Annotated in this window: 13 protein-coding genes and 2 pseudogenes; 8 read left to right on the forward strand and 7 right to left on the reverse strand. The window is 59.6% G+C overall.

Features of this window, described 5'->3' with window-relative positions:
* Nucleotides 1-112 precede the first annotated feature (112 nt).
* The 5 genes from AC0V6U_RS03345 (at nt 113) to AC0V6U_RS03365 (ending at nt 4,120) form a co-directional block, all read left to right on the forward strand.
* Complete coding sequence (locus AC0V6U_RS03345; RefSeq protein WP_472644801.1) at nt 113-472, forward strand: cytochrome c-type biogenesis protein; 360 nt, start codon at nt 113-115, stop codon at nt 470-472.
* Nucleotides 472-1,113 carry a tetratricopeptide repeat protein gene (locus AC0V6U_RS03350; protein WP_472644802.1) on the forward strand — a complete coding sequence of 214 codons (642 nt, stop codon included), beginning with the start codon at nt 472-474 and terminating at the stop codon, nt 1,111-1,113. The genes AC0V6U_RS03345 and AC0V6U_RS03350 overlap by 1 nt, the downstream gene beginning before the upstream one ends.
* Nucleotides 1,114-1,271: 158 nt before the next feature.
* Nucleotides 1,272-3,194 (forward strand): potassium transporter Kup, encoded by a 1,923-nt coding sequence (locus AC0V6U_RS03355; protein ID WP_472644803.1) that lies wholly within the window; start codon nt 1,272-1,274, stop codon nt 3,192-3,194.
* A 6-nt stretch (nt 3,195-3,200) separates the two neighbouring features.
* Nucleotides 3,201-3,707: a GNAT family N-acetyltransferase gene (locus AC0V6U_RS03360; RefSeq protein ID WP_472644804.1), complete on the forward strand. Its 507-nt coding sequence runs from the start codon at nt 3,201-3,203 to the stop codon at nt 3,705-3,707.
* A 212-nt stretch (nt 3,708-3,919) separates the two neighbouring features.
* Nucleotides 3,920-4,120 (forward strand): hypothetical protein, encoded by a 201-nt coding sequence (locus AC0V6U_RS03365; protein WP_472644805.1) that lies wholly within the window; start codon nt 3,920-3,922, stop codon nt 4,118-4,120.
* Here the strand turns inward: AC0V6U_RS03365 and AC0V6U_RS03370 are convergent.
* The 5 genes from AC0V6U_RS03370 to AC0V6U_RS03390 form a co-directional block, all read right to left on the reverse strand.
* Nucleotides 4,117-4,767, reverse strand: a complete 651-nt coding sequence (locus AC0V6U_RS03370; RefSeq protein ID WP_472644806.1) for an inner membrane-spanning protein YciB — start codon at nt 4,765-4,767, stop codon at nt 4,117-4,119. The genes AC0V6U_RS03365 and AC0V6U_RS03370 overlap by 4 nt on opposite strands.
* Nucleotides 4,768-4,891: 124 nt before the next feature.
* A complete protein-coding gene (gene ftsY, locus AC0V6U_RS03375; RefSeq protein WP_472644807.1) occupies nt 4,892-5,830 on the reverse strand; it encodes a signal recognition particle-docking protein FtsY in 939 nt (312 codons plus the stop codon).
* Nucleotides 5,827-7,017: a MiaB/RimO family radical SAM methylthiotransferase gene (locus tag AC0V6U_RS03380; RefSeq protein WP_472644808.1), complete on the reverse strand. Its 1,191-nt coding sequence runs from the start codon at nt 7,015-7,017 to the stop codon at nt 5,827-5,829. The genes ftsY and AC0V6U_RS03380 overlap by 4 nt, the downstream gene beginning before the upstream one ends.
* On the reverse strand, nt 7,014-7,835 hold the full coding sequence (gene dapF, locus AC0V6U_RS03385) for a diaminopimelate epimerase (RefSeq protein ID WP_472644809.1): 822 nt from the start codon (nt 7,833-7,835) through the stop codon (nt 7,014-7,016). Before dapF ends, AC0V6U_RS03380 begins: the two co-directional genes overlap by 4 nt.
* Nucleotides 7,836-7,933: 98 nt before the next feature.
* A complete protein-coding gene (locus tag AC0V6U_RS03390; protein ID WP_472644810.1) occupies nt 7,934-9,601 on the reverse strand; it encodes a putative bifunctional diguanylate cyclase/phosphodiesterase in 1,668 nt (555 codons plus the stop codon).
* Nucleotides 9,602-9,760: 159 nt separating this feature from the next.
* Here AC0V6U_RS03390 and AC0V6U_RS03395 point away from each other — a divergent pair, with 159 nt between their 5' ends.
* Complete coding sequence (locus tag AC0V6U_RS03395; protein ID WP_472644811.1) at nt 9,761-10,171, forward strand: EVE domain-containing protein; 411 nt, start codon at nt 9,761-9,763, stop codon at nt 10,169-10,171.
* Nucleotides 10,172-10,174: 3 nt separating this feature from the next.
* Here AC0V6U_RS03395 and AC0V6U_RS03400 read toward each other — a convergent pair.
* Nucleotides 10,175-11,868 (reverse strand): annotated as a pseudogene (locus AC0V6U_RS03400) (thiamine pyrophosphate-dependent enzyme).
* A gap of 188 nt (nt 11,869-12,056) precedes the next feature.
* On the opposite strand from AC0V6U_RS03400, the gene AC0V6U_RS03405 reads away from it, so the two are divergent.
* A complete protein-coding gene (locus AC0V6U_RS03405; protein WP_472644812.1) occupies nt 12,057-12,326 on the forward strand; it encodes a hypothetical protein in 270 nt (89 codons plus the stop codon).
* A 25-nt stretch (nt 12,327-12,351) separates the two neighbouring features.
* Here the strand turns inward: AC0V6U_RS03405 and AC0V6U_RS03410 are convergent.
* Nucleotides 12,352-13,669 (reverse strand): annotated as a pseudogene (locus AC0V6U_RS03410) (MFS transporter).
* A gap of 107 nt (nt 13,670-13,776) precedes the next feature.
* Here AC0V6U_RS03410 and pgsA point away from each other — a divergent pair.
* The gene (pgsA, locus tag AC0V6U_RS03415) at nt 13,777-14,385 is read left to right on the forward strand and encodes a CDP-diacylglycerol--glycerol-3-phosphate 3-phosphatidyltransferase (protein WP_472644813.1); all 609 of its coding nucleotides are present in this window, start codon (nt 13,777-13,779) and stop codon (nt 14,383-14,385) included.
* Nucleotides 14,386-14,389 lie beyond the last annotated feature (4 nt).

Here is a 14,389-nt window from a genome sequence, read left to right on the forward strand (position 1 = left end):
GAGCGCTCTATACCGCTCTGCTTGCCGCCGTGCTCGCGCCTTTGGCCATGCTCAGCGTGCCGCTGACCGCGCAAGATTCGCTGCCGCTGCGGCGCCCTATGCCTATACGCAGTTGGAAGACCCGGCGCTGGAGGCGCAGGCGGTTGAGCTGATGGCGACCCTGCGCTGCCTCACCTGTCAGAGCCAGAACATCCACGATAGCGATGCGCCGATGGCAGGTGATATGCGCCATCAGGTCCGCTCGCGCCTTGCTGCTGGGGAGGAGCCAGAGGCGATCCGCCAATGGCTGATCGTGCGCTATGGCGATTATGTCAGTTACCAGCCGGAGGTGAGCTCCACGACTTGGCCGCTTTTCCTTGTGCCGGCGATCATCTTTGGCTTCGGCTTCCTGCTGTTGTTCCGCCGTCTGGGGCGCAAGCGCTCAGATGGTGACGATGCGGATAGCGCGCGCACCTCAGAGGAAAGCGCATAATGGGTTGGATCGCCGTCTCACTCCTGGCGCTGGCCGCGTTTGGCTTTGCCGCATTCGTGCTGCGCCTGCCGAAATCGAGCTGGACGCTGTTTGGCGCAGTCTTGGTGTTCGGTCTTACCGGCTATGCTTGGCAGGGTAGCGCCAGCCAGCCCGGCAGCCCAAAAGCCGCGATGGTGCAGGAACCGCGCTCTGGCGAGCAGATGGTCGAGGCGCGCCGCGCCCTGTTTGACGCTGGCGTGCCCAAACCCAACTATCTCACCGTATCCGATGGCTTTGCCCGGCGCGGGCGGTTCTCTGACGCCGCTGGCCTGCTGCGCGGCGGCCTCGCGGACAATCCGGGGCATGCAGAGGGCTGGTTGGCGCTCGGCATGGCTTTGGTTGAGCATGCTGATGGCAGCGTCACACCGGCGGCGCACAACGCCTTTGACCGGGCTAGCAAGGCCGATCCGGCCAATCCGGGCGCGGGTTTCTTCCTTGGCGCGGCCTATTTTCGCACACGCCAAGTGCGCGAGGCGCGCGCCGTTTGGGCTGAACTCTTGGAGCGTACCCCCGAGGATGCGCCGTGGCATGCAGAGCTCACTCAGCGGCTCGAGGCCATTGACGCAATGCTTTCTGGCGCTCCCAATCCGGCGGCCCAATAAGGCGCGCATCCACCGCCTGAGTTGCAGGGCCGGTAAGGCGGTGCTAAGCGCGCCCACCTCACATGGTTCGTGAGGGGGCAGAGTCGCTAAATCGGGCGGCTTATTTACGAGGGCAGTATCGATAGGGCCGCGGCTCTACTTCGGGAAATCCATTACGCATGAGCAATACAGCAGCGCCAGCACACCAACCGCCCCAAGGCGGCAAGGGCCATAGCGCGTCTAAAAAGGCGCTCGCGGTTGGCGCGATCGGTATTGTCTTTGGCGATATCGGCACCAGCCCGCTCTATGCCTTTCGCGAAACCTTTGTTGGCCCGCATCCGCTTGCGGTTGATAACGCGCATGTTCTGGGCGTCATCAGCCTGATCTTTTGGTCGATGACGCTGGTCGTCTCGATCCAATATGTCACGATCCTGATGCGCGCCGATAACAAGGGGCAGGGCGGCTCGCTCGCTTTGGTTGCGCTGATCTCCAGCCAACTTAGCAAATCCAAATACGGCTGGGTGGCGCTGCTGCTCGGAGTGTTTGCAACCTCGCTGTTCTACGGCGATAGCATGATTACGCCCGCAATTTCGGTCCTGTCTGCGGTCGAGGGCCTGACTGTGGTTGACCCCGGATTGCAGCGTTTCGTTATCCCGATTGCGCTCGGGCTGCTGGTCTTCCTGTTCATGCTGCAAAAGCGCGGCACGGCGAAGGTTGGGGCGCTGTTTGCCCCGGTGATGATTGTCTACTTCACGGTCATTGCCAGCATGGGCGCGTGGCAGATATTCAACACGCCAGAGATCCTGTGGGCGCTCAACCCCTATCACGCGGTGAATTTCTTTGTCCTCGATGGTTGGCTCGCGTTTCTGGCGCTTGGGTCGGTTGTGCTGGCGGTGACCGGCTCAGAGGCGCTCTATTCGGATATGGGGCACTTTGGGCGCGGCCCGATGCGGCTTTCGTGGTTCGGCTTTGTCATGCCCTGCCTGCTGCTCAATTACTTTGGGCAAGGGGCGATGATCATCGGTCTGCCGCCGGAACAAGCCGCCGAGGCCATCCAGAGCCCGTTCTTCTTCCTAGCCAGCGAGGAATGGCGTCTGCCGCTGGTGTTTCTGGCCACGGTCGCGACCTTCATCGCCAGCCAAGCCGTTATCTCGGGTGCGTTCTCGATCACGCACCAAGCGATCCAAATGGGCTACATCCCGCGCCTCTCGATCCGCCACACCAGCGAAACCGAAGGCGGCCAGATCTATATTCCTGTGGTGAACTGGGCGCTGATGGTCGCGGTGATCATTCTGGTGCTGACGTTCCAAAATTCCTCCAACCTCGCCAGCGCCTATGGCATCGCGGTGACCGGCGCGGTCACGATCGACACGCTGCTGATGGCGGTGCTGCTCGTGGGCGTGTGGAAATGGAAATGGTGGTACGCCGCGCCCGTTGTGATCCTGTTCCTGATCGTGGACGGCGCGTACTTCGCCGCGAACCTTACGAAGGTGCCGGACGGCGGCTGGTTCCCGCTGATGGTCGGCTTTATCGCCTTCCTGCTGCTCACCACTTGGGCGCGTGGCCGCAAGCTGATGCGCGACCGGATGAGCGAGGTTGCTCTGCCGATGGAGATCTTCGCCAAGTCCGCCAAGAATTCCGCCACACGCGTACCGGGCACGGCGATCTTTATGGCCTCCAGCACCGCTGGCGTGCCCTCTGCGCTGCTGCACAATATCAAGCACAACAAGGTGCTGCACGAACGCGTGGTGATTCTGACGGTTGATATTCAGGACGTGCCTTATGTCGATCCGAGCAGCCGCTGCGAATACACGGATATGGGCGACGGGTTCTACCGCGCGGTGCTGCGCTATGGCTTTATGGAAGAGACGAACGTTCCGCTGGGCCTGAAGCAGATGGAGCAGTGCGGCGGTGAGTTCGACATGATGCACACCAGCTTCTTCTTGTCGCGGCAAACCCTGCTGCCAAGCGACAAGCCAGGCATGCCGATCTGGCGCGAGAAGATCTTTGCCTGGATGCTGAGGAATGCAGCGACGGCGATGGAGTTCTTCCGACTGCCGACCAACCGCGTGGTGGAGCTAGGCAGCCAGGTCGAGATTTAGGGTCGAATGCAGCTATCGACCCCAAGGCTTCTTTTGCGACCAGGTGTGCCGGATGACGCGCACGCATTAACTGAGGCTATGAGCGATCACGCCGTCGTCAGCCAACTTGCTCATGTGCCGTGGCCCTACTCACATAGCGATGCTTTGGCTTTCATTGAGAGCATGCAAAGAGATGAGCTGCCTAGGTTCCTGATATTCGAGACGCTGGATAGCGGTGGAGATCTGGTCGGTGGATGCGGCGTTTCGCGGCCGGATGGTCACCTGAAGCTGGGCTATTGGGTCTCAAGGAAACGCTGGGGGCGCGGCATCGCGACAGAGGCAGTAGCTGCCCTTTTGGAGACAGTAAGGTCACTCGGCCCAAAGCAGGTTTATGCTGAGCACAAGCCTGAAAATGTCGGCTCTATGCGTGTGCTCATCAAGCTGGGCTTTGATCAGGTCAATCTCGAAAGTCCGGACTATGATGGACCTAAAACAAGCAGCTCAGCCATGGTGATGCGTTCACTCAAACTCTAGTGCTTTCACCCGTCATTCGCTTCCGCCTCGCTCTCTTCCTCACCCACAGCTTCGCGCACAGCCAGCCCTTAAAGGTCATATAGGCACGCAGGCGCTCGCCGAGCGCCACAACGAACCACACCTGTCGACCGTAACAAGATGTTACACGCCCATAGGTTGAACGAATCTGGGCGAGGGTCGATGGCCGCAGTCATCAAAGAAAGAGAAGGCAAATGACTGCACATCGCATTTTCGCATCAGGACCGCGCGAGGCCAAATATGGTCATGGTCGCTATCTGAATGTCATCACCACAACCCGCTCAACCGACAATCAGGAACAGGTCGTGCGCGATGTCTTGCAAGAGCGGGCTCGCCGCGCGCTTTATGCCAATTGTGACCGCGCGCCGCTCGGCTGGGAAGACTGCGCCGCTTAAGGCGTTTCGTCCTTTGCCTCGGCCTCGTCTTCCTCACCCAGATCCAGCCCATGCTTCAGCAGCATCGGGATATTGGCGAATGTGAACAGGAAGGTGAGCGGCAGGAACACCCACAGCTTCGCCCATAGCCAGCCCTCAAAGGTCATATAGGCACGCAGGCCCTCATTAAGCGCAGCCAGCGCGAGGAAGAATACGCCCCAATTGCGTGACAGCTTCAGCCAGCCTTCGTCTGTCAGGCCCTCAAATGCGGCCTCCAGTAGGATTTTGAGCAGCGCCTTGCCCATCTTCCATCCGACCAGCAGGGCCACTCCGAAGAAGCCGTAGATGATCGTCGGCTTGAGCTGCACGAAGACCGGATCACCTAGGAAGACCGTCAGCCCGCCAAACCCCACGATGAGGGCGGTGGAGAACCACAGCATCGGCGAGATCTTTCCCAGCCGCCATTTCGACACCGCCAGCGCGATAAGAGCCGCGACCATGAACGCGCCAGTGCCGCGAATGATCGCGGACAGCTCGCTGATCGGCTCAGGCTCATCCGGCGCGTAAAATTTGTAGACGCTTAGGAAGACCAGCAGCGGGCCGTAATCGACCGCGACGTTGAGCCAGCCAGAGCCTTGTTTCTTCTCGGTTTTGGTACTGTCGTTCATTTTTTCCAACCGTCATTGCGAGCTGCGAAGCAGCGCGGCAATCCATGGCGGTGAAATTGGCGGAAGCGAAGCACCATGGATTGCTTCGTCGCCTTGGCTCCTCGCAATGACGAGGAATGCGATGTCACGCCACTCCTGCAATAACTTTGGCAACCAGATCGGGGTCGAACGGGCGCAAATCATCCATGGTCTCGCCAACGCCAATCGCGTGGATCGGCAGCCCATATTGCTCCGCCGCCGCCACCAGCACCCCGCCGCGCGCGGTGCCATCCAGCTTGGTCATGATCAAGCCGGTCACGCCCGCGACCTCTTTAAACACGTCGATCTGGGACAAAGCATTTTGACCATTGGTCGCATCCAGAACCAGCACAACATCATGCGGTGCCTCTGGATTGAGGCGGCCCAGAACGCGGCGGATTTTCTCCAGCTCGTCCATCAGCTCGCGCTTGTTTTGCAGGCGCCCTGCGGTGTCGACGATCAGTGCGTCGATGCCGGTGTCCGTCGCCTCTTTCACTGCATCGAACACGATAGAGGCCGGATCGCCACCTTCTGGCCCGCGCACCAGCGGCACGCCGACACGCTCTGCCCAAGTGGCGAGCTGGCCAATGGCGGCGGCGCGGAAGGTGTCTCCAGCGGCCAGCATCACGCCGTAATCGTCCTCTTGGAAGAGGTGTGCGAGCTTTGCGATGGTGGTTGTCTTGCCGGACCCGTTGACCCCGATAACCAGGATCACTTGCGGACGGGGGAAGGCAACCACATCGAGCGGTTTTGCCACCGGGCGCAGGATTTCGGCGATCTCCTCAGCGACGGCCTCTTTCAATTCCTGCTCTGTGATCTCCAGGCCGAAGCGCTTTTCAGAGAGTTTTGCGCGGATACGCCCAGCGGCTGACGGCCCGAGGTCTGAGATGATCAGCGCGTCTTCCACCTCGTCCAAGGTGGCATCATCGAGCTTTGCCGTGCCGACCACGCCGGTGAGATTGGTGGACAGCCGCTCAGAGGTCTTGCGAAAGCCGCCAAACAGCCGGTCACTCCAGCTAGAGCCCGCATTCTCGGGATCGCTCATTGCAGCAGGCCTTTCTCATGGGCATTCGGTGTGACGGTCAAAATCGTGCCGCGCTGTGTACCGCTGGGCAGTGCGACGCGGGCGTAGCTTTCGCTGTAGCCGCTGTTGTCGCCCTCGGCGAGGACCTGAAGCGGTTCGCCCACAAGGCTATCGAGCCAGTTGGTGCGTGTTTCAGCCGCAGCCGCGCGCAGTTCAGCGGCGCGCTCCTTGATGAGCGCGCGGTCGTGTTGGGGCATGCGGGCCGCTGGCGTTCCTTCGCGCGGGGAGAAGGGGAAGATATGGCCGTGGACGGTGTCCAGCTCGCGAATGATCGAGAGGTTCGCCTGATGATGCTCAGCGGTTTCGGTTGGGAAGCCTGCGATCAGGTCAGCACCAATGGCGATATCGGGTCGGCGTGCCTTTAACCGCTGCACCAGATCCACCGCATCGCCGCGCAGGTGCCGCCGCTTCATGCGTTTCAGGATCAGGTCATGGCCATGCTGCAGCGATAGGTGCAGATGCGGCATGAGGCGCGGCTCGCTGGCGAAGAGCTCAAACAGCGCCTCGTCAATCTCAATGCCATCGAGCGATGACATGCGCAGGCGAGCAAGACTTGGGAAGCGGTCTAGGATCGCACCGACCAGCGCACCCAGCGGCGGGGTTTCGGGCAGATCATGCCCCCAACTGGTCACATCGACACCGGTCAGAACAACTTCACGCGCGCCTAGCTCGAGATGCTGCTCCACCTCGCGCAGCACCTCTGCAATAGTCATCGAACGGCTGGTGCCGCGCCCCTGCGGGATAATGCAGAAGGTGCAGGCGTGATCGCAGCCATTCTGAACCGCGATAAAGGCGCGGGTCTTGGTCGGGGCAAGCGGAGCGTGATCGCTGGGCAGGTTCCAGGCGCGCGGATCAAGCTTTGACTGGTTGGAGATAAGCCCGTCGATCTCTGGCATATCGGCGAGTTGTTCACGCTCGATATCAGCGGCGCATCCGGTCACAATCAGGCGCGCATCGGGCCGTGCACGGCGAGCCTTGCGGATCGCTTGGCGCGTCTGGCGCACCGCCTCATTGGTAACCGCGCAGCTGTTGACGACGACGACATCCTCGCCGTCTGGCAGCATCGCGCGCAGCTTCTCGCTTTCGGCAATATTTAGGCGGCAGCCGAGCGAGATTACGTCGGGTTGATTTACGAGGGGCGCGCTCATGCGAAATCGTCCCACTCAAATGTCCCGCGAAAGGCTTCGGTTGCTGGGCCTGTCATCAGGATCGTATCATCGCTGCGCCATTCGATCCGCAGATCACCGCCGGGCAATGACACCATGACGTCACGTCCACTGATCCCGCGCCGTGCCGCTGCAACGGCCGTGGCGCAAGCTCCGGTGCCGCAAGCACGAGTGATGCCCGCGCCGCGTTCCCACACATGCAGGCGCAGATGATCCGGTGCGATCAGGCTCGCGACATTCACATTCACGCGCTCGGGGAACACCGCATCGTGCTCGATGATGGGACCGTAGGTCTTTAGGTCGACCGCATCGGCATCCTCCACGAAGAATACTGCATGCGGATTGCCAACATTGACAGCGGCCGGGTTTTCGAGCGAGCCGACCTCCATTGGCCAGCCAAGCGGCATGGAGAGGGTGTCCATCGGATAGTCGAGCGGGATTGCGTCCCAATCGAAGCTGGGCACGCCCATATCGACACTGGCGCCGCCTTCGCTCGGGTGAAGTGACAAGGCACCGCCAGCGGTCTCTACCTTGGCAGGCTCACCATGCAGGATCGCCACCGCGCGGCTAGCATTACCGCATGCGCCCACTTCGCCGCCATCGCTGTTGAAGAAGCGCATTTTGAAATCGTGCGAAGCGCTAGGCTCCAGCAGCACAAGCTGATCACAGCCAATGCCCGTGCGCCGATCCGCAATCGCTTTTGCGACCGCATTCGTGACGCTCGGCAATTCGGTTTCGCGGGCGTCGAGCACCACGAAGTCATTGCCGAGGCCGTGCATCTTGATGAAGGGAGTGCGCATGATCTGGAGCGCATTTATGCACGCGCAGGCGCTACGTCCAGTTTTGCGTCAGTGATTTGTCTGAGCGTGGGCGATGCCGACGCCTCAGGTCAGCGGCCTTATTCGGCTACCCGTCTGAGGTTCTCGGGATCGACTGTGCTTTCAGGGACGCTGTCTTGGGGCGCAACAGCGACGTCCGGCAGCTCGACCAAGCGTCCAGCGGCTTTCAGGCGCATGCGCACCTGGTCGGCGGTTTCTGGGCGGCCATAAAGGTAGCCTTGGCCTTTCAGGCGGCCCATCGTTTTGAGCAGGTCGAGGATGTTCTCATCTTCGATGCCTTCAGCGGTGATCGGCATGTCCAAGCCATTGCCGAGCGAGACAATCGCATCGACGATCTTGGAGCTTGCATCCGGATTGCGCAGCTCGCTGATGAAGCTGCGATCGATCTTGAGTCGGTCAAACGGCAGCGAGCGCAGTTGCTCAAGGCTCGAATAGCCGGTGCCAAAGTCGTCGAGGCTGACCTTAACGCCTTGGTTGCGCAGGCTGGCAATCATCGAGCGGACCATGCCGACATTGTCGTGCAGGCAGCTTTCGGTGATTTCAATCTCAAGCCGGTGCGCTGGGAAATTGTGCTCGACCAGCAGCTTCAGCAGTTTTTGCGCAAACCATGGATCGCGCATCTGGATCGGCGAGATGTTGACTGACAAGGTGAGGTCAGGGGCCCAATCGCGGGCATCGGCAAAGGCCTCAACCATCAGCTTTTCAGACAGATCACCGATCACGCCGATGTCTTCAGCAATCGGAATAAAGATGTCCGGGCTGACAAGGCCCAGCTGAGGCGACTGCCAGCGTGCCAGCATTTCAAAGCCGACCAGATCGCCGCTTTCTAGGTCAATCTGCTGCTCATAAAATGGCACAAACTCACCAACCGCAAGGCCGCGGCGAATGCCTGTTTCGAGCTCATTGCGGAAACGCAGCTCATTTTCCATCGTTGGCTCAAACCAGTAATAGCGGTTTTTGCCTTGGTTCTTGGCGTGATACATCGCGATATCGGCGTGATGCATCAGCGTCTGCGCGTCGCTCACCAGCGGGTTGAAACCCTGATCATCATGATCGGTGGCAATGCCAATCGACATGGTCAACTCAACCGCCATTTCATCGACTTGGTACATGGCTGTTGCGGTCTCAAACAGGCGGATCACCTGATCATCAATGCGTTCTGGGTGCTTGCCATCATAGGGCATGACAAACGCAAATTCGTCCCCGCCCAGGCGCGCCAACAGAGCGTCTTTGGGAAGCTTTTCTTTAAGCCGCGCGGCCAGTTCGATCAGCAATTTGTCGCCGATCGCATGGCCGTTCATGTCGTTGACCTGCTTAAAGTTATCGAGGTCAATCATGACATAGGCGAGGGCCTGGCCATGACGGTTTGAGCCATTGCGCAGTTCTTCGGTGGCTTTCGCCATGGAACGGCGGTTGAGGCAGCCGGTGAGGGGATCAATTTCGGACAGCTTGCGGGCCTGCTCTTCAGCGGCGCGGCGCTGTTGGATTTCAGAATGGAGTTCGCGGTAACGGCGCCAGCCAAAAATGATCAGCGCAATGTTCAGCAACATGGCATTGACCAGCAAGCGGTCAGGGCCTGTGCCCTCACCAAAAGTCGCCTCGGCGATATCGCCCATTACAGAGCCGCCGATACCAACAAAAATAATGATCGCAGCGGTGGCAATTCCCAGCGCGACAATGTCGCGCTCGGCCTTACCGACCCGTTGCTCAGTTTTCTCTTCAGCCATAATCGGCTGTGCCCCCAGCGATTTCAGTCTCGCTCGTAATGGGGGCACATATTAAATATCCGGTTAAGACGTGGGCGAGCCCAATTTGGCGCTTGGCGCGGCGCGTTTCTATCGCCAGAACAATGGCGGTCTGACAGCGCGAAACTGGGGAGCGAACCTGTGCCCAATTACTGGCTCATAAAATCCGAACCGTTCAAATACGGCTGGGACGATCTGATCGCTGAGAAAGAGGGCGTTTGGGACGGGGTGCGCAATCATTTGGCGAAGAACAATCTGAAGGCGATGGAGGTCGGCGATGAGTGCTTCTTCTACCACTCGCGAGAGGGTCTGGAGATTGTCGGCATTTGCACGGTCAGCGTGGCTGATATTCTCGATCCCACAGACGAGACCGGCAAATGGGCGGCCGTGAAAGTGAAGCCCAAACGCAAGTTCGAAAATCCGGTGTCACTCAAGCAGATCAAGGCCGAACCCAGGCTCGCCGAGTGTCAGCTGGTGAAGCTGTCCCGATTGTCAGTCGCGCAGATCACGCCGGAAGAATGGCGGATCATTTGCGAGATGGCCGAGGGATAGGCGCTATCCTTTTGCTGCGGCTTTTGCCCGTAGCCCGCTGATACTCGCCCCGCTCGCGGCGAGTTGCTCAATATCAATCGACATGTGGATGAGGCGCAGGCCGCTCTTTTTGCGCGCTTCAGCCAGAGCCGATTTGAACTCTTCCGTTGTGCTTGCATGGGCGCTCCACGCGCCAAAGGCTGCGCCGAAAGCTGCGAAGTCTGGGTTGGCCAGCTTCGTGGCTGAGACGCGGCCTGGATATTCGCGCTCCTGGTGCATGCGAATGGTGCCATAAGCGCTGTTATCGATGATCAGGACGGTTAGGTTTGCGCCATGTTGAGCTGCGGTTGCGAGCTCTTGGCCGTTCATCAGGAAATCGCCATCGCCTGCGACGGTGACCACTTGCCGGTCCGTATGGCGCAGAGCCGCAGCAATCCCGGCTGGGACGCCATATCCCATCGCGCCAGCGGTCGGGGCCAGCTGCGTCGGATAGCCATCATAGCGCCAATAACGGTGCCACCATCCGGCAAAATTGCCTGCGCCATTGGTGACGATCGTATCGGCGGGATAGGCCTCCCGCATAAAGGCGACGCAGGCCGCCATATCAAGCGCATGGGCTGAGGGTTCAGCGGGCTCGTAGCTCGACCATTCGCGCCATTCCGCATTCGCCTGCGCGCCTGCGTCGAAGGGGATGACGCTGTGGTCCTCCCACAGCGCGGCGGCCTCGGCAAATTCGTCGACAGCGCAGCATAGGGCGAGGTCCGCGCGGTAAACCCGGCCCAATTCATTGGGGTCAGGGTGAACATGGATCAGGGTCTGATCGGGATGCTCTAAGGTTGGGAAGGCATATCCATCCGTTGTCGCCTCACCGAGCCGCGCGCCCACGGCGAGCACCAGATCAGCGGATTTCACTCGCTCGACCAATTTCGGGTTCGGACCGTAGCCGAGATTGCCCGCATAGACCGGTGAATTCGGCGAGATCGCGTCTTGGCGGCGGAAGGCGGTTGCGACTGGCAGGCCAATGCTCTCGGCGAATTGCTGGAAGTGCTCGCGTGCCTTCGCGTTCCAACCGGCTCCGCCGATAATCGCAATCGGGCTTGCCGCATCGCCGATCATGGCGAGCATCGCTTGCATTGCATCGGGGCATACGGCCTGCGCTGGGCGAGTGACTTCAGGCCGGGGTTGCGGCGGGTTTTCGGCCATCAGATCACACAGCATGTCTTCCGGCAAAGCGAGCACTACCGGGCCAGGCCTGCCTGAAATCGCGACCGAGTAAGCACGCGCGATATATTCTGGGAAGCGGGCGGCATCATCGATCCGCGCCGCCCATTTGCAGATCGGACCGAAGAAGGCGGCGAAATCCACCTCCTGAAAACCTTCACGGTCTTTCATGCCGCGCGCGACATCACCCACGAACAAGATCATCGGCTGCGAGATCCTGATGCGCAACATGCACGCCAATGCTGGCGTTGGTCGCGCCGGGGCCCCGAGTGACAAAACCAATGCCTGGCCTGCCAGTCATGGCTCCATCAGCGCAGGCCATGAAAGCTGCACCGCCTTCTTGCTCGGCAGGTGACGACATCCACGCTGTCGCTTGCATGCAGCGCGTCGAGCACGGCGAGAAAGCTCTCTCCCGGGACGGTGAATATCCGGTCTGTACCCTGTTCGATCAGGCAATCGACCAGCAGCTCTGCCGCTGTTTGAGCAGTCTTTTCCATCATTCCGTGTCCCGTCTTTGCGGCGCAATTCGCTGCGCTCTCACCGCGCTTAGCGGGGGCGCTGCACGCGCGCAATCCGGCGGAATTTTCCACAGGCCCAAATGAACAAAAACACTTAATGTCCCGCAGCGCGACAGTTTGCAAATCACCCCTGCCAAAACGGTTAAGAAAGTCTTAACAAGGGGCTCATGACATATGCGAGTCTCAAAACAGTCGCCATCGAACGCAATCTGCCAGAGCTTGGTTTAGAGCCGAAAAGGCGGGGCGGTCGCCGCGCTTTGGTTCTGACTGATGAGGCGGCTCGGCATTCGTTCCGTGCGTCACTGCCGCCGCATGTGCGCAGTAACGAATTGGCCGCACCAGCTGAAAGCCTGTGGCAATTGACCCGCGATGATGTGCGCGGTTTCGCGACGGTCTATGTCTCGACCTTCGCGGCGATCATCGCTTTTATTGCTTAAGTTGTTGAGGTCGCTCCGCGGCGGTCTAAGCTGCGGCGTCAGCGTGCTCCAACTCAGCATTGTGCAGCCGTTTGCCGAGCCAGGCAGATACCAGGCACATTCCTGCGCTTAGCAGCACCTGCTCCACCACCGGTACGCCCAGCGCGCTAAGCCCAATGGCCAGCAACGATCCCACCACCATCGCGCCTGAATTGACGATGTTGTTGGCCGCAATCGTCCGCGCGGCTTCGTCGGGTGCGCAGCGGGTGGTGAGAAACGCATAGAGCGGCACCACGAACATGCCGCCTGCCACTGCAATACCAAGCAGGCACAGCAAGATAACAGCGGCCAGCGGCCATGCGACGAATTCGGCGACACTTAGCAGCTGTGTCGGCTGATCCGCCTGCCACATGCGGCACACCAGATAGAATGCGACCACAAATGCACCCATCGCGATGACGGATATGGGCGAATAGCGCGCCGACACTTTGCCTTTCAGCAGCTTGTTGATCGAGACTGAACCGATAGCCACCCCGATGGAGAAGATCACCAGGAATAGGCTGGCAACTTCCTTGCTGGCCATCAGCGTGTTTTTCGCGAGCGGCGGGAATTGGATGAACAGCACAGCGCCAATCGTCCAGAAGAAGCTGATCGAGAGGATCGCGTAGAATATCTGGCGATCATGCATTGTGTTTTTGATGAGCGCGATCGACGCGCGGATGATGTGCCAATCGAGCTTTTCAACCTCACCCAAAGGCGGTGCAGAGGGGATTTGCCGACTGGAAATATAGCCGATCACCGATGTCACTATGATCCCGCCAGCGGCCCATTCAACCGGGATCCACCCGGCCAGGATCGTGCCGAGCAAAATGGCGATGTAAGTGCCAGCCTCAACCAGTCCCGTGCCTAGCCAGCACTTCGTCTTTCTTCAAATGCTGCGGCAGGATCGCATATTTGATCGGGCCCAAAAATGTCGACTGAACCCCCGTCAGGAACAGGGCGAACATCAAAAGCGGTATCGCAAAGCTGTCGACCGCGATCCCGCGCCAGGCCAAAAACAGCCCGGTCGCACCGATCAGCATTAGTCCAATCTCGCACATTTTCACGGTGCGTATGATCGCCGCCTTGTCGCGCATATCGGCCAGCTGTCCTGCCAGCGCGGACAGCACGAAAAACGGCAGAATGAACAGACCAGAGGCAACTGCGCTGAAGATCGCCTCGGTGCTTTCGTCGTTGTACACCTGGTACACGACGAACAGGACCATCGCGGTCTTATACAAATTGTCATTAAATGCGTTCAGCAACTGAGTGCAGAACAAGGGCAGGAAGCGCCTGCGGCGCAAAAGATGCGTCGTCGTGGTCATGAAAGTGTTCGCTCCCCTGACGCAGGAGATAGACGATACGCAGGCGTTAACAAGGTGCCTGTTGTATCTTTTGCGCTTTGGCAAAGGCGGCTAAGGACGCATTCACAATGATGACATTGCCCAACATTCTTACTTTGTCGCGCATTATGGCTTTGCCATTACTGGCCTTCTTTCTGTGGTGGCCGGAATGGCAATTGGGCTATGCGATCGGCTTTGTCCTCTACGGCTTGATTGCGATCACCGATTTCTTCGATGGTTATCTGGCGCGGGCGCAGGGGACGGTGTCAAAGCTCGGCATTTTCCTCGATCCCATTGCTGACAAGATCATGGTCGCGACCGTTATCCTGGTGCTGACCGCACAAGGATATCTGCGCGGACCTTATGTGGGCGATTTCCACGTCATTGCTGGTCTAATCATTCTGATGCGCGAGATTGCCGTCTCTGGCCTGCGCGAATTTCTGGGCGGCATTCAGGTCTCAATGCCGGTCAGTAAACTGGCGAAATGGAAGACCGCATTTCAGCTGGTTGCTCTGGCGGCGCTGATTGGCGGCGGAGCAGTGCATGGCCAACCATGCCAAGTGCCCGGCGATGCCTGCGCCTCGGTTGAACAGACCTGGCTGCACTTGATCGGCCTGACGACCTTGTGGGCAGCTGCGGTGCTAACCTGCATCACCGGCTGGGATTACTTGCGGGTCGGCCTTAAGCATATGGATTGAGTCG

It is taken from the genome of Erythrobacter sp. W36, assembly GCF_057364935.1.